The sequence below is a fragment of the Microvirga terrae genome (assembly GCF_013307435.2).
GTDB lineage: Bacteria > Pseudomonadota > Alphaproteobacteria > Rhizobiales > Beijerinckiaceae > Microvirga > Microvirga terrae.
In genome coordinates this window covers 5,053,930-5,076,107 of sequence record NZ_CP102845.1, presented here as the reverse complement: position 1 = coordinate 5,076,107, position 22,178 = coordinate 5,053,930, and the positions used below count along the sequence as shown (strand labels likewise).

The following is a 22,178-nucleotide window of genomic DNA, read 5'->3' as shown; positions in this document are numbered from 1 at the left end:
TCATCAAACAGTATGCCTCGGGATCGTGATCGTGAAGCGGGCGCCTCCCGGAGAGCCTGAATCCACGGCAATCGACCCTTTGTGGGCCTGAACGACGCTATAAGCGATAGCCAGGCCGAGTCCAGTTCCAGACCCAACGGGCTTAGTGGTGAAGAACGGTTCGAAGATGCGCTCCCGCAATTCCCCCGGAATGCCCGGCCCCGAATCGCTGATCTTGATGGTATAGGTTGTCTCGTTGCTCTCAGTTTCAATGTCTATGCCGCCGGTTCCCTTGATCGCATCGGCGGCATTGCCGACGATGTTCATGACGACCTGGTTCAGAAGAGCTGGTGAGCAGTACAGGTCGGGGACGGCGTTGTAATGGCGGCGTACGTCGATCCGGGTGCCAAGCTTGTGGCCCAGGAGAGCCAGGACGGTCTCAATGGACTCCGGAACATTGACGGTCTGGAAGTCACCCTCGTCCAGACGGGAAAATCGTCTTAAGTTGAGCACGAGTTCCTGGATGCGGGCAAGGCCGAGCTTCATTGCGGCGACCCGATCGCGCGACTTCTGCACCTGCCTCTCGAGTCCTGCCTCTGGAGGGAGTCTCGCGGCGATTTCGGCAAGTAGCCTCTCCACGGTTCCCTGATGCGCCTGAATGAAGGCAAGCGGATTGTTGATCTCATGGGCGATACCCGCCACCAGTTCCCCGAGGGAAGCCATCTTGGCCGCCTGAACCAGCTGTGCCTGGGTGCCTTTCAGGAGATCGTTGGCTTCAGCAAGCTCATTGTTGGCTTTGGCCAACGCTTCCGCCGAGGCGGCCTCCGCCCGCGCCTTTGCGAGAGCCAGTTCGCGCTCGCGCAGTTCCGCCTCGATCCGCCAATTCTCGTCCTGCATCAGTTTGCGCCGGACGAGGGCACGGATGCGCACGCGCATCACATCGGCTTCCACCGTAGAGGGAACAATGTCATCCACGCCAGCCGCAAAAGCACGCGCAAGCAGATCCCCGCCCTCTTCATTGCCCAAACCGACAACGGAAAAGCTTGGCGCATCCGTGCCCGGCAACGACCCGAGACCGCGATAGAGGTTGAGCTGGCGGCACAATTCGATTCCATCGAAGCCTGGGCTCAGCAGATCGACCAGAATACAGTCCCACGTGGCATCCGGCGCGCGAACCAGCCGGAGGGCATCGACCGGCTCCGCGGCCGGGGTCACGGCATAGCCTTCATGGGCCAGCATGTTCTGGAGGTAGGTCCGGTGTGTCAGGCTGTCGTCGATGATCAGGATGCAAGCCCGGCGGAAGGTGCCGAAGCTCGGCGATTCCCGCTCGTCCCTGGAGTCGCCCAAGGGAGACGAACGCCGGCGCAGCAAAGCCTTGATCCGCAGGATGATCAGTTCCTGCTCGGCGGATTTCGAGATGTATGCATCCGCCCCGCTTTCCAGGCCCTGGCGCTCGACGCCCCGTTCCCGCGCTTCGGTCAGCATGATCACAGGGATCGCACGCGTGCGCACGTTGAGGCGCATCTGGCGGGTCAACTCGTCTCCGTTCATGCCGGGCAGATGGTAATCGGCGATGACGAGGTCGGGCAGCTTCTCGTTCAGACTATCGAGGGCTGCTTCGGCCGTGGAACGCCAGGAGACGCTGAAGCCGTTCGTCTCGAGCATGTGACGCAACTGCAGGGCCTGAGTTTCGGAATCTTCCACCAGGAGGATGGAGGCGGCCTGCGCAAGGGGTCCCATGCTCATTCACCGTCTCCTCGCGCGAGCCTTAGGATCCGGGGGGCAATCAGGTCGAGAGGCAGGCTCACATTGACGCCGCCCATCCGGGCCGCAGCGGCCGGCATGCCATAGACTACGGCGGTGCTCTCATCCTCCGCCAGCCCAAAGCCCCCCGCCTGACGCAACTCGACGAGGCCCTGCGCGCCGTCTTCCCCCATACCGGTGAGAATGACCCCGAGCCCTCGTCGTCCTGCCGATCGCGCCATCGACTGGAACAGCATGGTGGCGGACGGCCGCTGATTGCTTAGAGGTGGCTCGCCGCTCACCCTCAGGGTGCCCGCAGGAGACAGCAGCAGATGCCGGTCGCCGGGGGCCACATAGACATGGCCGGCCGTCGGGATCTCCTGGTCCTGCGCCAAGCGGACTTTCAAAGGCATCAGCCCGTTCAGCCACGAGGCGAAGCCCTCCATGAACGGAGCCCCCATGTGCTGGACGAGGAGGATCGGCAGTGGAAAGTCTTCAGGGAAAGCACTCAGGACCTTGGCAAGAGCGGGCGGACCGCCTGTGGAGGCGGCGATCCCCATGATGCTCGGGCGCATCGCACTCCATTCGGGATCGCGTCCGGAAGCCGAAGCGGTGCTCCTCTCCCGCCAGGGTGCGAACGAGCGCTGCCGCACCACAGGCACCTGGCTCATGATATAGAGCTGAGTGCAGATGGTGCTGGCGATGCCTGCGTAGCCGTCACTCGAGAGGCCGACAGGCTTCTCCACCACCGTGAGTGCGCCGGCCCGGAGCGCATTCATGGAGATCTTGAGAGAGGAATCCTCGATGCTGTCGGCGATGACGACGATCGGCGTCGGGTGCTCCGACATAATCCGGCGCGTCGCCTCCAACCCATCCATCCCCGGAAGGCGGATATCCATCGATACAACGTCAGGCTGCACGCGACCGATTTCCCGCAGCGCCTCCTCGGCGGAGCCGACGGCCGCGGCGACCACGAGGCGAGGATCGCTGGCGATGATATGGACGAGCAGCTGCCGGACGACGAGAGAATCCTCGACGACCATTACCCGGATCCGCGAAGGAGACGCCATACTCATCGCCTGACACTCACAATACCTGCCCGATCGTCGCCAAGAGCTCGCGCTGATCGAACTTCTGCTTGGTAATATAGGCGCTCGCGCCCAGATCGAGACCCCTGCGGACATCTTCGGGGTCCGCGCGCGACGTCATGAGGATCACGGGAAGGGTCGACAGCCGCGGGTCGTTCTTGATCGCCTGCAGCAGACTGAAGCCGTCCATGCGGGGCATCTCCACATCGGCGATCACGAGATCGACCATGGCCTCACCCGAGCGCAGCACGTGAAGGGCATCGATTCCGTCAACGCTGAGGAGAACCTCATAACCCTGGGCTTCCAGGATACTCTTCTCGAGGGTGCGCGTCGTGATGGAATCGTCGACCACGAGAATTGACCTTGCTCGGCGCTCCTCCTCGGGAGCCCGATGGGCGATTCCCAAACCGCCCGCTGCAAGCCTGCTCTCGTTCCGTATCCAGTGCTCGACCAACTTGTCCGGACTCAGGACGAGAGCCGGCAGCTCATTGTCGAGAAACGTGGTGCCTGAGACCAGTTCGGTCAGCCCGATCGCTTGGACATCGCTAACCAGCATCGTACGGACATCATGGAATGCATTGACGGCGAGCGCGCAAGAGCGCGAACCATGGCGGACGAGCACGGCCTTCACGTGTCCTGCCTCGGAGGGGAGGGGGGCATTCGGAGATCCTGTCAGGGCTGCCAGGGTGACGACTGGAACGACAACGTCCTGCCCCCCGATCTCGATCCGCGCCGTGGGGCGGCCTTCCACGCTTTCTAGCGCATTGGCAGGCAGCCGCAGGAGGCGCTCCACCGCATGGGAGGGCAGGCCGAACATCCGCTCCTCGGCTTCCAACAGGAGAAGCGGCTGGCGCGCCGCCGTGAGGGGAACGTTCAGCAGAACCTCCGTTCCATGTGGGTAGCGCGGCCGGAGGAGAACGGAACCCTGCAGCTTTCGGACAGCCTCAGCGACGACGGAGAGGCCGATCCCCCGGCCCGATAGCCGATCGACTTCGTCCGCAGTCGAGAAGCCAGGCGTGAAGACAAGGGAGAGCAACTGGTCGATCATGGGCGGTGGATGGCCCAGATCGCGGCGCTGAAGCAGCCCTCGATCGACGGCGACCCGCTCGATCCGACGGAGATCCGGGCCGCGCCCGTCGTCACGAATGCTGATGGCAAGCCGTCCGCCACGGGAGGCGAGTTCAAGGGTCACCTCGGCCCGCTCGGGCTTGCCTTTGGCTCTTCGCTCATCCGGCGGCTCGGCCCCGTGGCTCACCGCATTGCGCAAGAGGTGCATCACGGGATCCTTGAGGGCCTGAAGCACCTGCCGGTCCACTTGGACGTCGAGGCCGATGCTGCGCACGTTCACATCCCGGCCGGCTTTGCGCGCGATCTCGCGCACCATGTGGCCGAATCCGCCGAAAACCGTTTCCGCCGAGACCAGGGAAACACGGTCGATATTGTCGCGGACCTGACGGGCGGCCTGCTCGACCGACCAGCTGGACTGCCGTCTGTCGCGTGACAGGGCAGACACCCTGCGAAACAATGCTTTCAGACCTTGATCGAAATCGCGCAAGCGCGGGAGGAAGGATGGTCCGCCGCGGCTCTGCTGCGTTGGAGATGCCAGGGCATTCACCTGTGCGTGTAGGTGATCCCAGCTCCTCCTCAGGCCGCGGATCTCCAACTCGATCTGCCGCAACGCGTCATCGATTCCCGCATCGGCTTGAAGCTCTGCCAAAAGCTGGTGCATGGAATCGGAGAGTTCCTCCATCTGTTCAGCAGAAACGCGAAGATAAGACCCTGAGCCGGCATCGGCGGCGTCTGTCGTGGGAGCTCTCGGTTCGGATGCGAGCGATGCCGGGTTTGGCGCCGGAGTCGACACCGCCTGTGTGGGTTCCGGCTTCAGGACGTTCGCAACGAGATCTTCGATGAGATCAAGGCTTTGCCGCACCGTCGCGACGGTCGGTTCGTCCAGGGATTGTTGCCCGTCGAGCACGTGGGAAAAGAGCGCTTCGAGTTGGTGTGCGACCTCCTCCACGGACGGCAGGTCGACGGCGCGGGCGGCGCCTTTGAGACTGTGCGCCCGCCGGAAGACGTCCGTCAGGTCGATTTCCCCGCCGCCCATGTGGTCGAGGGCCGTTCGGATCGCCTGAAGATGCTCGCGGTGCTCCGCTTCGAAGGCTGCCAGCAGCTGCTTGCGGATATCCGTCACGATAGGGGGCTCTCCATCGCTCAGCCGCTTACAGACGATAGCGCTCGGCGAGGCCGAGCAGCTGCTGCGCAAGGCTGGACAAGTTGGCGGCTGCCGTATCGAGCTGGCGCGTGCCGGCGGCGGTCTGCTGGCTGGCTTGACGGATGTTCTGGAGAGCGCCCATCACCTGCTCGATGCCGAGTTGCTGCTGGTTCGTCGAGGCGATGATCTGCTGGAAGGTCTGGACGCTCTCCTGGATCTGGCCGGAGATCCCGGTGATGGTTTGCTGTGTGATGTCCGTCCGCTCCTTGCCGGCGGCAACGCGCTTGACCGCTTCCTCCGTGAGCATGACGGACGAATTGATGCCGCGCTGAATGTCACCCAGGATCGAGCGCACCTGCAGGGTCGCATCCTTGGCCTGATCGGCAAGAGTCTTCATCTCAGACGCGACCACTGCGAAGCTGCGCCCGTTCTCGCCCGCTGCAGCGGCTTCGATGGCTGCATTGAGGGCGAGAAGATGCGTGCGCTCGGAAATGTCGTTGACCGACGCGATGATCTCGCCGACGGCCTGCGTCTTCTCGCTCAAAGCGACGATGTTTTCCGCAACCGCCTCCGCCTGCTCGCGGATCGCATCCATTGCACGTGCGGTTTCCTCCACAGCCTGCAATCCTGAGATGCTGGTCTGCGCAGCAGCCTGCGCGGATGCGATGACTTCCTGCGCACGCTTGCCGATCTGGGTACCGGAATGCGTGATCTCGTCTACGGTCGCAGCGGTTTCCTGAACGGCTGCCAACTGCTCTTCGACCGACGCAGCCTGCTCCTGGGTCGAGGCACGGATCTCCGCAGCTGCCGCGTTCAGGTTCTCTGTCGCCTCGCGGCTCTGCTGGGCAAGCTGACGTAGGCCCTCGACCATGGTATTGAGGGTTGCGCCGAGATGGCCGATCTCGTCCTTGCCCGTCACTGCCATCTGGCCCCCCAATTCGCCCCGCCCAACCCGCTCGACGAAGTTCATGAAGACGCCGAGCGGTCCCGTGATGGACGAGCGCAGGGCGTACGTGATGAGGATGCTCAGAAGCGCAGCGCCCGCCACGGCCAGGATGATCGACATCCGGCTCTGCTCGTAGACTTCACCGATCCGTTTCTGTCCGATCGTGATCGCTTCGCCCAGGACGCTACGGGCTTGAACCAGGTTTCTGTTCCAGGACTCGCGACTGGCGTTCAGAGCGTTCTGTGTCGCCGCCACCCCTGCCAGATCGTTGCTCTGCTCTGCTGCGAACTGCCTTTCCGTCGATGAGCGGAGCTGGCGCAGGTCTCCACTGGCACGGTTGAGGATCTCGGTGATGCGACGCCAGGCTTCCGCTCTCTGGGAGGTGATCGAACGCGCGGCGAAATCGTTCACGGTTGTAAGCGCCTGCGCCATCGAGGCTTCGGCTGCGGCGGCCTGCTGCTCCCAGGAGCGCGCCAGATCGTCCCCGGCTGCCTGCTGCTGCCCGAGGGAGCGCAGGTAGAAGCGGGAGAGGATTTCCTCCCGTAGTCCACGCATGTTGTTCTGCAGATCGCCGAGATCTTCAATCTGACGCATCAAGGCGAGATCGCGTGTCACGATCGTCTCAGTCGACTGTCGGACGTCGTCGAGCTGATTGATGGCATAGATGCCGAGGCCGATCATCAGCGCGACGATGACGGCGAAGCCGAGAAGAATGCGATTGGCGATCGAGATCGTCACGTTAGACTCCAGGAACAGAAGCTGCAGGCAGGAAGGGGCGCAAGAGGCCCTCGACATCGAGAAGGGAGAGTGTTTCCTCGCGATCCGCATCCTCGGACTGGACCTTGCCATACCCGGTGACGGCGTCGTTGCGGAAGCTTGCAGCCTCCTCTCCCATTAGCGGAAGAACGTCCGCGACGGCGTAGGCCCGCTCGACCCGGAGGGCGACTTGCGGGTGTTCACGACGCAGCAGGACGAAATGATGGTTCTCGTAATCCGGAGAGGTGGGTTCGAGGCCCAGGGCTAGGTCAAGATCGATCACGCTCACAAGCCTGCCGCTCCGCCCGAACAAGCCAACCAGAGCCGGCGGTCCATCGGGAACGGGCATGCAGCTTTGAGGCGGCAGAACCTCCGCGATGGCATCGATCGGAAGACCGAAACGCTCCCGGCTTGCGCCGCATATCAGGGCGCGGGGTAAAGCTTCCGCCGGACTGTCCGCTGCATCCCTTCGAGCCGCGAGACGTTCCGTCCGCTCGTCGAAGATCTGCTGCGTGCGCTCTTCAACGGTTCGAATCCGGGCCCGTTCAATCTGCCTCAGCTTGCGACGCACCGATCTCGCCATGCTTATCTCCGGGACTTGGGCGGCTTTGCCGCTTCGAGATGGATGCGGACCAGATTGCCTAAGTCCCGAGCTGTGAGGCCATCCGCCTCCTCGAGCGGCCGGTCATCGGGCATCGCTGCCGCAATGCGGGCGGCATTGGTCAGAGCACGCCGGGCGGGATCGGATCGCCCCTCCGCAAGCAGCAGCAGTCCGAGATGGTAGTGAGCCATGGCAAAGCTTTTAGCGAGGTAGATGCATTTAAGGAAGCTCTTCTCGGCAGCATCGGGTCGCCTCAGCGCCTGCAGGACGAGACCCTGATAGAAGTGGAGGACAGCGTTCAGGGGCTGAGAGGCAATGGCTTGCCGGCACAGAGCATCGGCGGTTGCGAAAGCGCCGCCGTTCGCGCGGGCTCTGATCTCGTCCAGCAGGGCTTCCGGGGCTGGGCCCGTGGAGGTTGCAAGGTGTTTCGACGTCGTAGGGGTAGGGCGTGGCGGGGGCTGCCGTTTCGCGTGTTCGGCGGGCTTCGGAGCCGGGAGGAGCGGCACCCAATCCTTCAGAACTTGCCCGGACGGAGCAGGAGGTGGCGGAGGCGTGTCGCCTGAGCGGGGCCGGTAGGCCACTGTCCCTGGCAGATTCAGGGTCTGCATCATGGCCGAGAACGTCGGATTCGGCTCCGCGTGGCCCAGCAGCATCCAACCCTCCTCGGAGAGGCGGTCGCGTAGGGCTTCGACGATCCGGATCACGGTATCCGGATGAAAGTAGATTAGGACATTGCGGCAGAGGATCAGGTCGAAATCAGTCAGTTCCAGGGACGAGGTGCCGTCGAGCAGGCTCAGGAGATTATGCTTTTCGAACCGGACCAGGGAGCGGAATTCAGGCCGCACCTGCCACAGGTCCTTTCCGGCGTCCAGGAAGTAGCGTTTCCGCTCGGGAGCTGGCATCGACCGAAGCGCCCATTTTCCGAACTTCGCCTGCTTGGCAAGGTTGAGGAAGCTGTCATTGATGTCCGTGCCGATGATGCTGACACGCCAATTCACGAGGTTCTCGCCGAGAATCTCGTTGACCAGAATGGCTAGAGAATAGGGTTCCGCCCCGGTCGAGCAGCCTGCACTCCAGATCCTCAGCCGTCGCGTAGCGGTTTTCCTCCCGATGATCTCGGGCAGGATCGTCTCGCGCAGTGCCACAAACTGCTCCGCGTAGCGGAAGAAGAAGGTTTCACCGATGGTGATCTCGGTTTCCAGCTTGGCCCATTCGGCAGAGCCGGAGATGGCGTCGGCCAGGAGACTGAGATACTGACCTGAATTGCGAAGGCCCGTGGCGCGCAGGCGCTTGCGGACGCGCTCCCAGAGCAGTTCGTCCTTGTCTTGGTAATAGAAATGCCCCGTGCGCTCGATGATGCGGCTTTTCAATTCAGGAAAGCCGGCATCGATCGGCGGGACGGCGGAAGCGCGTACGGCCATCAGGCCGGAACCACCCATTGACCGAGCCGGTTCTGGGCCTGGCGTCCGAGCTCTGCCAGAACCTGCTGCTCCTCGGCGAGGAGGATGCGATCAACCGAGAGCAGATGGACGAGATGCCCATCCCACGTAACCTCTGCCTCCACGCAGCCGTTGAGGGACCCCTCTTCCCGGATGGGTGAGACCTGAGACGTATCCACGCTGGCCACATCGAGAACCCTGTCCACGAGGAGCGCAGCTCCCCCTGATGCGCCGAGCCGGTCGATCAGGACCAGATGGCGATAGAGATCCGCCTCGGGGCCATTTTCGCTGGGCTGAAGTCCGAACAGAACGTCAAGGCGGAGTACAGGAACCGCGTGGCCGCCCAGGTTGAAGAATCCTGCTACGGGGCGCGGCAGGACCGGCGGGCGCCACAGGTGCGGCAGCGGCAGGAACTCGCGTGCAGCGGTCCGGTGCAGGGCACATGCGATGCCACATACGTCGAACAGGATGATCTGCAGGTTCGCCATGGATTCGGATCGATGAGGGAGGGCGGAGAGGGCAGGAGCCCATTCGACCGTTAGATAGGCGTAAACCTCGGCCAGACAACCGCCTGCGCCCCACCCGCTAATAGCGCATCTGGCCGGTCACTTCGGCGATGGCATTCAGTCCGGCGGCGGCTTCCTCGGAATAGCCGGTTTGCTGAACGGCACGGAAAACCTTTTCCGCGTCGACGTAGCGACCGAGCTTGAGGTAGGACCAGCCTCGAATGAGCAGAAGATCGTTCTGCTCCGGAACGATCCGGGCCCGCTCGCTCAGGGTGAGGAGAGTTTCCACATAACGTCCGTCGCGGTAGGCCGCTAACGCTCGCTGCGTCAGGATCGAGGCGCCCAGTTCCGCGCGGCGCTCCCGCGTCTGCGGTGCTTCGGCGGCAGCGATGGCCGCTTCGGACGTCAGGTTCTTGCGCAGGTATGCGAGGGACTTGCCGTAGGCAGCCTCCTGGCGGGTGCGGCTGCTGCCGGTGGTGAGGGCTTGATCGAAGGCAGCCACGGCTTCCATGGGTCGGTTGATCTCCATGAGGCACCAGCCGCGGGTGAGGGCAGTGTCGCCTGTCAGCCCGCCGGGATTGCGCGTCATGGCGCAGTTGCGCCCGAGGGCAGAGCGGGCCTGGGTCTGCCTGCGGCGGACATTGACTTCGGTGCGGGAGAAGGTCTGCTCGGTCTCGACCCGGTCGGCGGTCACCTGACGGGACTCCGGTCGAGGCTGAACCGGCGGCGCGGCAGTCTCGACCGGCTGTGCCATAGGAATCTGCGCAACAACGGCAGGCTGCTGTCCGGAGGGCGTGCTGACCCCGTTCGCAAGGTCCGCGATCCGCTGCGAGCGGCTCCGCCATTGAGCGACGACAGCGTTGAAGCCCGCCCGGTCGTTCACACGCTGGGTCGTGAGAGCCAATCCATAGGCGGAAGGCTCGTCGTCGGCCTTCCAGGACAGGGCTGTCCGGAACCAGTCGCGCGCCGTGCGGATCTGCTGGGTGTTGTAGGAGTACCAGCCCAGGGCCTGTGCCGCGTCGGGGAAGCGCTGAGCCGTGACAACCGGGACGATTCGTGCAAGCACTTGCGGTTCGAGGCGTGGCGGCGGGTCCTGGCTGAGGAGCGCCGTGGCCACGTCGAGATAGATCTTCATGTTCTCGGGTGCACGCTCCCGCCATTCATCGGCGAAGGCTTCCGCATCCGTGATCCGCTCAAGGGCCCGCAGCGTCATGGCGTAGCCTTCTGCTGCCTTGGTTCCCCCGTTCCGGTCAAGGGCCGTCTTGAACAGTTCGAGGGCACGGGCGGGATTGCCATGGTGGTAGTTGTACCATCCGAGGATCAGCACGGGGCCGGCATCGCTCGAGTTCTGGATCACGCGCTCCATCACGCCGAGATCCTCGGCCGAGGCGGTTGCCTTGCTGTCGAGGGAAGCCCGCTCGACACGGCGACGGGCCAGTTCGTCGCGGATGGAGCTGAAATCGTCCGGTGACTCGCCCGTCTTGCGCTCGAACTGGAGCAGAGCGGCCACCTGTGTCTCGGAAAGCAGGGTCAAGGCCTTCTGCAGGGTTGCCAGGCGTTCGCCCGGATTGGCGCAATTCTGCAGGAGATAAGTGTAGACGTCCCTCGTCCTGTTCACTTGGTCGGTTCGTGCGAAAGCTTCAGCCACCCGCCAGAGCACGTCTACGTTGACGCAGGTGAGAAGACTGGGCGCTTCCGTGGCAACTTGCAGAACCGTGCGCCACTGGCCCGTGTCCGACGCATTGGTCAGGCGGCGCCGCGCCTCGACCGTCTCGAGGGCGGCGATCAGTTCCTCCGGGGGCTTCCAGTTCGAGTCAGTAGTCTGACGCTCTGCGATTGCAGCGCGGACCTCGGCGATTCGGTCTTCGCGATAGAGGTTCCACAGTCGCTCGATGAGCGGGTCGGGTGCCGCGGCGCCGGGATTCCCCGAGAGCTGCGACAGGTCACTCGGGGGTGACCAGTTGGGGTAGAGCGCGCGCAACCGTGCAATTTCCGCGTTCACGCGGCGGGTATCGCCCTGCGATGCGAAATAGCGCAAGGCGGACTCATCGACCTGCGGCTGAGACCCGTTTGCGGGAGGCGACGGCGGCGCTGCGGCGGGCGGCTGATTGCCGTCCGACCCCGTCTGCTGCGCGATTGCCGCGAAGCCCAGGATCGCGACCGCAATCGTTATGGCGCTGCCGACTAGACGCATTGCGGGTATTTTTCACCAAGCAGGGATTTGGCCAACAGATACAGGGTCGACGGATAATAGAGGCTCGGCTCGAAGGTCTTCAGCGAATCGGGAACAGGTGTTCCGTCCAGCGCACAGGCGAGGGCTGCAGGCAGAATGGCGTAACCCTGATCGGTCAGCCGCTCCCGGATCTGTCCGGTCACTACATTGACCACGGCAACCCCTTCGTTCTCCGCAGACCAGCGCTGCTTGAGAGCCCTCAGCCACTCCATGTCAGTCATCCCTGCTCTCAACAGGTAAAGCGGTATCCTTAACGAGTTGTAACCGAACTCGGGAGGAAAACCATCCGCCGGCTGGGGCTGAAGTCCGTTCTGGAGCGAAATCCAGTCGGTTGGGAGCCTGATGCGGCCCGAGGTCGCCTGCTGCAGCAGCATGACCCCGTCCCTCCAGACGCGGTTCCACTCGTATTCGGGTGCGAGGGCCGCAAGGACAGGAAAGGCTTCGAAAACCCAGTAGGAGAGGTTCACGACGGGGCCATCGGGACGGTCGCCAGGGCCGAAGCCTTGAACGCCCGGCAGGAGGACCAGGGATCGCCCGCTCCGGCTGAACGTGCTCTTGCCGATCGCCTTGGCGAGCTTCTGCGCGGCTGTCGTGTAGCGGGGCTCCTGCCAGGCGGATCCGGCCTTGGCCAACGCGTAGGCGATGAGCAGATCGCCGTCGGAGGCGTTGTTGCGATCGGTGACTCGCGGCTTGCCCGCAGGATCCCATTTCCATGCGGCCAGGTTGTCGTCCCGGATGAGAAGTTCGGTGAATGTGAAGTTCCAGATTTGCTCGAAGGAGCGTCGGTCGGCGGCCGCCAGGGCAAGCAGCAGCCCGTATCCCTGGCCCTCGCTGTGACTGATATTGCCGTTGGCCGTATCGATGACCCTTCCGGTATCGTCCACGAACCGCGAGCGATAAGCCTCCCAGTCCGCCGGGGAGATGCTCCCCATGACGTTCAATGGCTGAACTGCAACGCTCTGGGACGAAGCCATCGACACCATCAGAAAGGAAAGGGCGGTAACAAGGCAAGGCAGGAGCAGAGCGAGCGAAGGCAGCCTGTTCCTCATGAGCGGCGCCCCAGACGGTTCAGAAGCAGGGAGGTCGCGATGCCCAGGAACGTACAGCAAGCCAGCAAAAGAAGAGCGTAGGGGAGGATGTTGGCGGACATCCAGTTCGCCGCTACGAGACGCAGATTCGTCAGTGAGGGTGGCAGCGTCTGCACGAAACGGTAGTCCTTGATCGGCTCGACCTGCAGCTTCATCTCCCGAGGTTCGAGAGCCACGGCCCGGCCTGCGACCTGGGACCAGACCGTCGGATTGGCCAAGCGGGCCGTTTCGGCCGCAAGGCCCTTATCTGTCCGGGCCGTCACGAGGGTCCAGACCCCGGATGCTTCGGTGCGGCTTTGCGCAATGAGCAGAGACGCGCGCTGCGGCGGTTCATAGGGGGCCTCGCTGCGCTCATCCAGCGCCAAGGAGCCGAGGGAGAGGCTGAAGGTCCTCTCCAGCCAGTCCTGCACCGTACCGATTGTCTGCTGAATGACGCCGCGCCGTTGGAACGTTTCCGACCAGCGCTTTCGGACTTCGTCGGTTGAGGCCGCAGCGATACGGTCCGGAGAAGCCTGGGAGGCGGGAAGGCTGAAATCTGGACTGGCCGTCTGCTGACCGGCCTTCTCGCCGACCGCCGGCGTTGATGGCCAGATCATGCGCAGATGTTCCGACACCTTCACGCGGTTGAGCAGACCTGCCGGGATCTGATCGACGGCGCCGATGAAGAGCACGGATTCGTCGTCCGCCGATGCAGCGTTGGAGAACTGCGCGCGCACCGGCGTGCCGGCGCTGCGCGCCATGCGGGCAAGCAGGGTGCCGGCTGCGGAATAGTTCGGAGGGTCGAGCCGGGCTAAAACCACCGTCGTCGGAAGGTCGTCGTCCGGAAAGTGACCTGCGCTCATGACGGCGAGGTCCGGCAGCCGCCCAATCCGCCCATAGGTCGGAAACTCGAGCGTGGTCGTATCGAACAGGACGAAGCGGTTCGCCTCGGAGAGGGTTTCTCCCGGGGCGCAACGCTCGTCCGCGTCCGTCAGCAGGATAGCCTCGATGGTGATGTGGTTGAGCCCCGACTTGAAGTTCCTGAGAGGCACTCTGATCTTGTGCCGCCGGACGATGTCTCCTTGCGAGGTGATCGTCATCTGCGTGCTGATCATGCCGTTGACGAACACGTTGACATGGCTGCCCGGACGCACGGCTGACGTATACGCCGCATCGAGGTTCAGGATAGCCTCGCCATATTCCGTGGCGTAGAAATCGGATGGCAGGTTGATGGAAAAGCCGGTCTTCAACCGCCGTCCTGAGAATTCCTGCGTCGGCACACCCAGATCCGCGAAGCGGAAGGATTGCGCACCGAAGGCGGTCGGAACCTCCGGCCATTGCCACGAGGCGGTGTCGATCATGCCGCGTTCGGTCCGCGTGGCATTGATGCCTTTCGTGCCAACGATGCCGATGGCGGTGTCCAGATCCTGCCAAGTCGGCCCGGACACGACCAGGGTCGAGCCCAGGGAGCCTGTCTCCTGCATCATCATGGTCAGGGGCTGGATCATGGCGGCATCCGGCACGCCTGAAATCAGGCCGCGCAACTCGCTGGCCAAGCCCATGGCGACCTTGATCGTGCCGATGGGGGATGGACCGGGATCGGCTTCCACCACCTGGATCACAGGATGGGCATAACGTCCGCGCAGGGCGACGAGCTGTACGAGGCGCAGCAGCCGGTCGCGGACCTCCGGGCGGTAGATCTTGGGGGCGACCACGCGAATTGTCGTCACGCCTGTGTTGTCGACGCCGACGGCCGGCAGGTCGTCCAAGCCGCGCAGCGTCTTGGTCGCGCCGTCCGCGAAGACGAGCTTCGTGGAGGCCGAGTCCACGTCCGTCCAGAGCTCGTAGGTGGCCTCGATCGTGCAGTCCGTCCTGTGGCGCTGGAAGGCTTCCATCCGGATGATGTTCTGCCCGGCCCGCAGGAGACCGGGTCGGATCGAGGCCGTCATGTGCTTGACGTCGGTGGGCGACGAGATCGGCGTGTCGACGACCGATTCGCCGTTGATGGCGATTCTCAAGCGCGAGCCTTCGGGCATCGCCACGACGGCATTCTTGTAGCCGAGCGCGATGCTGGCGCCACTCGAGGCTTCATCCTGGGTGAGATGGAAGGTCCAGGATCGAGCATCCGTCTCACCCTCGAGGCGAATCGTCTCGAACGGAAGCACGGGACGTTCAATGCGGGCTGGATTGCGGACCGCTGCCGTTCCTGTTGCAGGTAGTGCGGCGGGTCTGGCGGGAGATGTTCCGGCCTGGGGCGGGGGAGACGCGGGAGCCGGACGTTGCGGGCTTACAGCGAACGGTGCTGCATTGCCGGATTGCGGCGCAGGCGCTGCTGTGGGAGGGGGCGAGGGCGACACGCCGGGCTGGCGCATCTCGAAGGGTGCCGCGGATGGGGCTTGCAGCCCGGGATCCTGCTGCGGCCCGGGCCGGATTGACGACGGTGCGCTCGGTCCACCGGGCGACATGCCGAAGGGGGCCTGGGCGACAACGTTCTGCGCGACCATGGCCTGAGCGGCCAGCAGAGGGAAGATCAAGACCCGACGCACGATAGACCTCTACTTGACGGCTGGAGCCACGGACGGCGCCGGAGGGTTGGAGGCGCCGATCCTCTGCAGGCCGAAGAAATAGGAGAGGCCTCGCCCTGTCTGATAGAACGCGACCATGAAGAACCAGAGCGTGCCGCGGAGGACACCGATATCATGGTGCCGGTTCTTCTGGAATTTGCTCCATTGATCGGCATTGGCGAAAACCAGATCGGCGATCATCCGACGATGTTCGGGCTTCTCGATCATGAAGCGGCAGCCGAGCAGCAGGCCCTTGTCGTCCATGCCGACCTTGCGGATTTCCATCGGCAGATGCTGGATCGGAAGGCTGGAGAAAGGCTGGAACTCGAGCGTGCCCGACGTGCCCTTCTTCAGCTTCGGCTCGGCGGAAGGCGGGACGTGAACCCTTGCGCCGCCGACGGAAACATCTTTCAGGACCGCATCGATGATCTCATCACCCATAATGAAGCGGCAGGGGCGTTCGACCCGGACCCGGTGGCTCTGGCGCCGTGTGGCCCGCTCCGACACCACGCCGAGGGCGCAGCCTGCGATGACGAGGTTGAGAACGTTCCAAGCGCCCGTCACCAGGGTGAGGTCGGCCTTGTAGGGCTCCGCCCAGACGCGGATGCCGGTGGCGATGACGCCCAGGATCAGGATGCCGAAAATGATGAAGTAGGGCGTTCCCAATTCCGAAACGCGGCTTTCCTCCATCGATTCGTTCTTCGCCGTGACCTTGAAGGTGGGTTTGCTGGGATTGGCGATCACCGACAGGACGGCCGGCAGAAGATAGATCGTCTGGATGTATTCATAAAGGTCCGAGATCCACGGCCAACGATAGCGACCGTAGAGATAGTTCTGCATCATGAAGTTCACCATCATGTAGGTGAAGGTGTAGGCGAGGAACTCGCCTCCGGATGCAGTGAAGATTTCGAGCGAAAAGAATAGATAGCAGAGCGGCGAGACGAGGAAGCAGAACCGCGAGAACGGAAACAGCCAGAACATGCTGCTCGACATGTAGCACAGGCGCTGCGAGATCTTCAGCCCGCGCTTGAAAGGCGGGAACTTGTAACGCAGGATCTGCATCATGCCCTGTGCCCAGCGCGACCGTTGGCCGATGAAGCTGGCGAAACTGTCGGGCTGCAGACCCGCAATCAGCGGCTTGTCCACATAGACGCTCGTCCAGCCGCGGGAATGGAGCTCCAGGGCCGTCTCGCAATCCTCGGTGATGCTCACGCCGCTGAAGCCGTTGGTCTCCTGGAGAGCCTCGCGCCGAAGCACGGCGGCCGAGCCGCAGAAGAAGGCCGCATCCCACTTGTCGAGGCCGCGCTGGATCACCCCGTAGAACATCTCGTTCTCGGACGGCATCGTCTGGAAGGTGCCCAGGTTGCGCTCGAGCGGATCGGGATTGATGAAGAAGTGCGGGGTCTGAACCAGAAACAGGTTCTTGTCCGTGGTAAAATATCCGACCGTTTCCGTCAGGAAGCTGCGCGCGGGGGCATGATCGGCATCGAACACGGCCACCAGATCGCCGGTCGAGTGCTCCAGGCCATTATTGAGATTTCCGGCCTTGGCATGCAGGTTGCGTGCCCGCGTCAGGTATTTCACGTCCATGACGGCACAAAGAGCCTGCAATTCGGCCCGCCGCTCGCGAGCCTGCTGGGCCGCGGCGGCATTGCTCGAATTGCACTTTTCGTCCGTGCCGCCGTCATCCAGAAGCCAGACCGTAACCTTGTCCGAAGGGTACGTCATGGCTTTCGCGGCCGCCAGGGTCGTGGACAGGAGATCGGCGCCTTCATTGTAGCTCGGGACGAAGACGTCGACGGTCGGCAGGTTCTCCGGGTCGATCTGCGGCGCCTTGCGCGATTTAAGGGGGCTCGACACCACGAAAAGGCTCAGGAACAGCATCATGACGCTGTACATCTCGGCGAGATACAGCAGGAAGCCCGGGATGAAGCTCGCGACTTCCGTGATCGGCGGGATCGTGCTGGTGGTGCGCCAGAAAACGTAGCGCAGGACGATCGCCGTACCGAGAGCCAGTGCGATCAGGCGCCAGATGCCTTGGGCGCGGAAGAACTTGAGGATGATCATGCAAGCCACGACGGTGAGGCCCGCAACGAGATGTGCCTGGAGGCTGATGGGGAGAGCTACGATCGAGACGATCAATACCGCCGCCACAGCCCACAAGGCCACGATAAGACCTGCCCGCATCGTCTAGATTCTCAGCTAAGATGTTCGCGTGGGAGATTGCACGCTTAAGCCAAGACTAAAGTCGGGTCTATTAATATATCGCCAGTGTTCCTTAGGCCTAATGTCACAGCGGTAAATATAGTGTTATCCCACGAAATAACGTTATATGCATGCTCGTGTCACTGGGCGGGCGGTGGCGGGACGACCGGGAACCCGGCCGGCGGCGCCGCTTCCAAGGGAGCGGGGATTGGCGTGGCAGGCGCGACCGTATCCTTGTCGATAGCCCGCCTTGGCACGCCTGCAGGAGCGGACCGGCGGTTCTCTCCAGATTCGATCCGCCGGCGGACAACCGTCGTGCTTCCTCCGCCATCACTGAGGCTTAGGGGGTACATGGGCGCATCCCGTCCCCCGAAACTTGCCGGTGGCGAGGGCGGAGTTCCATATGGATTCCACGATTCCTGGCGGTAATAGGCTGCGATCGAGTAGCCGTAGAAGACCCGCAGTAGTTGATCGATGCTGGCATCTGCATCGCAGAGACGCAACCGGACCGAGACAGCACCACCTGGCACGAAGATCGCCGGTTCGCCGGGCTCAATCCGCTGCCAAGCATAAAGACACAGGTCGCCGGTGGCGGAATGTCCCGTGGCGAAGCCGAAGGGCCCAAACCTGTTCTGAACGTAGACCAGCGAGGTTTCCATCTCGACACCCGGGATCCGCTCTTCCATCTCTCTCTGAATGCGATCCGGCGTTAGGGTAGCGAGGGACAGGGTATCGGGAATTTCCATGCTACCGGAGGTATTGTTCAGCAGGCTGACATAGAAGGCGTTCTGCCCCGTCGTCCGTGAGGCTGTCGAGAGGGCGATCTCCTGCGAGAGACCATTCTGATATTGCTGCTGCAAGACAGCAACGACAGAAGGACCGCCAGGTGGCGGAACGACGACTGCGCGGGTTGCCGGAACCTCTGCCATGAGGCTTGCAAATCCCAGATCCGACCGGCCCGCGCAAGCGGCAACCATCATCAGAGCGGCACCAGCTGCAAGGAAATCTCTGAGCTTACGAAGCTTGACTGCGTTTCGACCGATGGAACCCGACCGTGATGCGGATCGCGAAACACTCAGATTCGTCTGATGCGAAGGGATCGAGGCGGTCATGAAGAACTTTGATAACTCTGGTGCCGGCCGCCCACAGGGACAGGTCGTTGCGGATCAGCTCATCCCACTGGATGGTTAATCAGCTATGACCATTCATGGTTAACGAACCGTAAGCATTATGGTCGAGCGGACTATAATCCGGCCGTCGATGACGACTGTCTTGAACCCACGCCTTGGAAGGCTTACAAGCTGCACGCCTCCGGTTCTCACGGCCCGAGGCGCTCTCGGGTCCCCTTTGCCCGCATTGCCTGACCCGTTCCTGCCGTGGGCGGGCCGTTTTCTCTATCCCGGCTCTCCGGTCGGGGCCTAGGAAAGCCGTTTTCCATGAAATCCGCCTTTTTGCGCAATGCGCTCGTCCTCGGCATGCTCTCGGCCGTCGGGCCCTTCGCCATCGACATGTACCTGCCGTCCTTTCCGGCCATCGCCCGAGAATTCCAGGTTGACGTCAGTGCCGTGCAGATGAGCCTGATGAGCTTCTTCCTGGCGGTCGCAGTCTGTCAGATCGCCTATGGGCCGCTCTCCGACCGGTTCGGCCGCAAGTCGCCGCTCTATTTCGGACTGTGGCTCTTCGTCCTGGCAGGTATCGGGTGCAGTTTCGCGCCGAATGTCGAGACGCTCATCGCGTTCCGATTCCTCCAGGGCGTCGGCTCCTGCGCCGCCATGGTGATCCCACGGGCGATCATTCGTGATCTGCATACCGGGCACGAGGCAGCCCGCCTGATGGCAACGACCATGCTCGTCTTCAGCGTCTCGCCCATTCTGGCGCCCCTCGCCGGCAGCACTCTGACGGCATTCTTCAGCTGGCGGGCCATCTTCTGGGCCATTGCGACCATCGGCCTCGCGGGTCTCGCCGTCGTCGTTTTCCTTCTGCCTGAAACTCACCGGTCGAATGCTGGGGGGAATGGCATCGCGCAGGCCTTCGCCACCTATAGAAGTCTTCTTAAGGACCGCCGTTTTCTGGGACTTGCCTTCATCGGCGGCTTCAGCCAAGCGAGCTTTTTTGCTTATCTTGCCGGATCATCGGTGATCTTCATCGAGCATTTCGGTCTGACGCCCTCGGCGTACAGCCTGGTCTTCGCCTCGAATGCCATCGCGTTCATCGGCAGTGCGCAATTCAACAGCTTCTTCATGCGGCGTTTCGGAGCCGAGCGGGTCGTGAGAACCGCCATCTCGGCCTTTGCTGCCTTGGTGATCCTGCTGTTCGTGCTCACGGTCCTCGGTGTCGACAACGCCTATATTCTATGGGGGCTGCTCTTCGTCTCCTTCGGCTGTCTCGGCTATGTCATTCCCTCGACCGCCGTGCTGGCGCTTGAGGAGCATGGCCCCGTAGCCGGCACCGCTTCGGCGCTCATGGGTACCCTGCAGCTCAGCACGGGTGCCGTGATCATCGTGCTGGTCAGCACCTTCTACAACGGCACGCCTCTCTCGATGGTCAGTGCCATCGTGGTCTGCGGAATAGTGGCTTTCACCTTGAGCTTCCGCACCATGAAGCCGAAGCGGGTCTATCCCTGACGGATCCTCTCCAGGATCCAGTCGCGGAAGGAGCGCAGGAGCGGCGTCTCTGCCTTATGCTCCGGATAGACGAGATAATACGCGCCGCCGCTGGCGAGAGTATGAGGAAACAGGATCTCGAGGCGTCCTGAGGCGAGTTCGTCCGCGATCAGGAAATGCGGAATGAGGGCAGCGCCCAAGCCCGCCGCCGCGGCCTGGGCCACCATGGCGAATTGCTCGAAGCGGGGGCCGCGCAGAGGATTACCGACCTTAGTGTCAACGCTGGCGAACCACTCCGCCCATGCGGTCGGGCGGGTGCTTTGCTGGAGCAAGGTGGCACGGGTGAGATCCTGAGGCGACAGCAGGCTTTCCCGCTGTCGGTAGGCCGGACTGCAGACGGGCACGACCTCCTCGGTCCTGAGAAGTTCGCAGACCGCGCCAGGCCAGTGCGGTTCGCCGAAGTGGATTGCCGCATCGAAGGGTTCGGCGGCGAAGTCGAAGGGAACGAGGCGCACGCCGAAATTGACCGTTGCGCCGGGGTGCCGGGCGAAGAAGTCGGGGATGCGCGGGATGAGCCAGCGCGTGCCGAAGGTCGGCAGGGTGGCCAGGTTCAGAACGCCGCTCGTCCCGGAAAGCGCAATCGCCTGATGGGTGGCATTGGAGAGTTCCGACAGGGTGCTGCGCACTTGGGAGGCATACATGCGCCCAACATCGGTGAGCACGACCCGCTGCCGGGAGCGGCTGAACAGCGAGACCCCAAGGGACTCCTCCAGCTGCTGGATCTGACGCGATACGGCGCTCTGGGTCAGGTTCAGCTCCTCGGCGGCTCTCGATACGCTGCCGTGGCGGGCTGTGGCCTCAAAGGCCAGGAGATTGCCCACATTGGGCAGAAAGCCGCGACGAAACAAACCTTCATTCCGTTTCAGAATAACCTGCTGCGAAGATGTCGATTTACATTTCCCCTGTCCAGCGCGATTTTGCCGCTCAAATTCACAGCCTTGACGGCTGACCGCAAACGCTCTGGGAAGGATGATCGTTATGGCTGGTGCTCAGGACTACGCGAAGCTCAAGTGGGACGACCCGCTCCTCCTCGACGATCTCTTGACGGATGACGAGCGCATGATCCGCGATACGGCTCGCGCCTATGCCCAGGAGAAGCTCCTGCCGCGGGTGATCGAGGCCTATCGTGAGGAGAAGACCGATCGCTCGATCTTCAACGAAATGGGCGCATTAGGGCTTCTCGGTGTGACCCTGCCCGAGGATTACGGCTGCGCAGGCGCCTCCTACGTGGCCTACGGCCTCGTCGCACGCGAGGTCGAGCGGGTTGATTCCGGCTATCGCTCGATGATGAGCGTGCAGTCCTCCCTCGTCATGTACCCGATCTATGCGTATGGCTCCGAGGAGCAGCGCCGGCGATACCTCCCGAAGCTCGCTTCCGGCGAGTTCGTGGGCTGCTTCGGCCTCACGGAACCGGATGCGGGATCCGATCCGGCCGGCATGAAGACCCGCGCGGTCAGAACCGATGGCGGCTACCGGCTGAGCGGTTCGAAGACGTGGATCTCCAACTCTCCGATCGCGGATGTCTTCGTGGTCTGGGCTAAGTCGGAGGCTCACGACAACCAGATCCGCGGCTTCGTTCTGGAGAAGGGCATGAAGGGCCTCTCCGCGCCGAAGATCGGCGGCAAGCTCTCCCTGCGTGCCTCCATCACCGGCGAGATCGTCATGGACGGCGTCGAGGTGGGCGAGGATGCGCTGCTGCCCAATGTGTCGGGTCTGAAAGGCCCGTTCGGCTGCCTCAACAGGGCCCGATACGGCATTTCCTGGGGTTCCCTAGGCGCTGCGGAGGATTGCTGGCACCGGGCGCGCCAATATACCCTCGACCGCAAGCAGTTCGACCGGCCGCTCGCCGCAACGCAACTCGTGCAGAAGAAGCTGGCTGATATGATGACCGAGATCACGCTCGGCCTGCACGCCTCGCTTCGTGTCGGTCGCCTCTTCGACGAGGGCCGCGTCGCGCCGGAGATGATCTCGCTGGTCAAGCGCAACAATTGCGGCAAGGCTCTGGAGATCGCCCGTCAGGCCCGCGACATGCACGGCGGAAATGGTATCCAGGAGGAATATCATGTCATGCGCCATGCGCAGAACCTGGAGACCGTGAACACCTACGAGGGCACGCATGACGTGCACGCCCTGATTCTGGGCCGCGCGCAGACGGGCCTGCAGGCGTTCTTCTGAG

General features: G+C 63.1%; 15 protein-coding genes. 2 read left to right on the top strand and 13 right to left on the bottom strand.

Annotation, left to right across the window (positions count from 1 at the left end; translation table 11 throughout):
- Nucleotides 1-3: 3 nt before the first annotated feature.
- The 12 genes from HPT29_RS23755 to bcsN all read right to left on the bottom strand — a co-directional run bounded on the left by HPT29_RS23755 (nucleotide 4) and on the right by bcsN (nucleotide 18,268).
- On the bottom strand, nucleotides 4-1,725 hold the full coding sequence (locus tag HPT29_RS23755) for a response regulator (RefSeq protein ID WP_173949437.1): 1,722 nt from the start codon (nucleotides 1,723-1,725) through the stop codon (nucleotides 4-6).
- Nucleotides 1,722-2,798 (bottom strand): chemotaxis-specific protein-glutamate methyltransferase CheB, encoded by a 1,077-nt coding sequence (gene cheB, locus HPT29_RS23750; protein ID WP_371823230.1) that lies wholly within the window; start codon nucleotides 2,796-2,798, stop codon nucleotides 1,722-1,724. The genes HPT29_RS23755 and cheB overlap by 4 nt, the downstream gene beginning before the upstream one ends.
- A gap of 10 nt (nucleotides 2,799-2,808) precedes the next feature.
- Nucleotides 2,809-5,001 carry a hybrid sensor histidine kinase/response regulator gene (locus HPT29_RS23745; RefSeq protein WP_173949435.1) on the bottom strand — a complete coding sequence of 731 codons (2,193 nt, stop codon included), beginning with the start codon at nucleotides 4,999-5,001 and terminating at the stop codon, nucleotides 2,809-2,811.
- Nucleotides 5,002-5,029: 28 nt separating this feature from the next.
- The gene (locus HPT29_RS23740) at nucleotides 5,030-6,706 is read right to left on the bottom strand and encodes a methyl-accepting chemotaxis protein (RefSeq protein WP_173949434.1); all 1,677 of its coding nucleotides are present in this window, start codon (nucleotides 6,704-6,706) and stop codon (nucleotides 5,030-5,032) included.
- A gap of 1 nt (nucleotide 6,707) precedes the next feature.
- A complete protein-coding gene (locus HPT29_RS23735) occupies nucleotides 6,708-7,307 on the bottom strand; it encodes a chemotaxis protein CheW (protein ID WP_173949433.1) in 600 nt (199 codons plus the stop codon).
- A gap of 2 nt (nucleotides 7,308-7,309) precedes the next feature.
- Nucleotides 7,310-8,746, bottom strand: coding sequence for a CheR family methyltransferase (locus HPT29_RS23730; protein WP_173949432.1), 1,437 nt, complete (start codon nucleotides 8,744-8,746; stop codon nucleotides 7,310-7,312).
- Entirely contained in the window at nucleotides 8,746-9,252 is a 507-nt protein-coding gene (locus HPT29_RS23725) for a chemotaxis protein CheW (protein ID WP_173949431.1), read from the bottom strand. The genes HPT29_RS23730 and HPT29_RS23725 overlap by 1 nt, the downstream gene beginning before the upstream one ends.
- A 97-nt stretch (nucleotides 9,253-9,349) precedes the next feature.
- Entirely contained in the window at nucleotides 9,350-11,464 is a 2,115-nt protein-coding gene (locus HPT29_RS23720; RefSeq protein ID WP_173949430.1) for a tetratricopeptide repeat protein, read from the bottom strand.
- Complete coding sequence (locus HPT29_RS23715; protein ID WP_247654742.1) at nucleotides 11,455-12,477, bottom strand: family 8 glycosyl hydrolase; 1,023 nt, start codon at nucleotides 12,475-12,477, stop codon at nucleotides 11,455-11,457. The genes HPT29_RS23720 and HPT29_RS23715 overlap by 10 nt, the downstream gene beginning before the upstream one ends.
- A 71-nt stretch (nucleotides 12,478-12,548) precedes the next feature.
- Nucleotides 12,549-15,116: a cellulose biosynthesis cyclic di-GMP-binding regulatory protein BcsB gene (locus HPT29_RS23710; protein ID WP_173949429.1), complete on the bottom strand. Its 2,568-nt coding sequence runs from the start codon at nucleotides 15,114-15,116 to the stop codon at nucleotides 12,549-12,551.
- Nucleotides 15,117-15,125: 9 nt separating this feature from the next.
- Nucleotides 15,126-17,321, bottom strand: coding sequence for a UDP-forming cellulose synthase catalytic subunit (bcsA, locus tag HPT29_RS23705; protein ID WP_173949428.1), 2,196 nt, complete (start codon nucleotides 17,319-17,321; stop codon nucleotides 15,126-15,128).
- A 158-nt stretch (nucleotides 17,322-17,479) separates the two neighbouring features.
- Nucleotides 17,480-18,268: a cellulose biosynthesis protein BcsN gene (bcsN, locus tag HPT29_RS23700; protein WP_259060322.1), complete on the bottom strand. Its 789-nt coding sequence runs from the start codon at nucleotides 18,266-18,268 to the stop codon at nucleotides 17,480-17,482.
- A 507-nt stretch (nucleotides 18,269-18,775) separates the two neighbouring features.
- Between bcsN and HPT29_RS23695 the strand changes: the two genes are divergently transcribed.
- A complete protein-coding gene (locus HPT29_RS23695; protein WP_173949426.1) occupies nucleotides 18,776-19,963 on the top strand; it encodes a multidrug effflux MFS transporter in 1,188 nt (395 codons plus the stop codon).
- Here HPT29_RS23695 and HPT29_RS23690 read toward each other — a convergent pair.
- A complete protein-coding gene (locus HPT29_RS23690; RefSeq protein ID WP_173949425.1) occupies nucleotides 19,954-20,850 on the bottom strand; it encodes a LysR family transcriptional regulator in 897 nt (298 codons plus the stop codon). The genes HPT29_RS23695 and HPT29_RS23690 overlap by 10 nt on opposite strands.
- Before the next feature lie 130 nt (nucleotides 20,851-20,980).
- On the opposite strand from HPT29_RS23690, the gene HPT29_RS23685 reads away from it, so the two are divergent.
- Nucleotides 20,981-22,177: an acyl-CoA dehydrogenase gene (locus tag HPT29_RS23685; protein ID WP_173949424.1), complete on the top strand. Its 1,197-nt coding sequence runs from the start codon at nucleotides 20,981-20,983 to the stop codon at nucleotides 22,175-22,177.
- The last annotated feature ends 1 nt before the right edge of the window (nucleotide 22,178 follow it).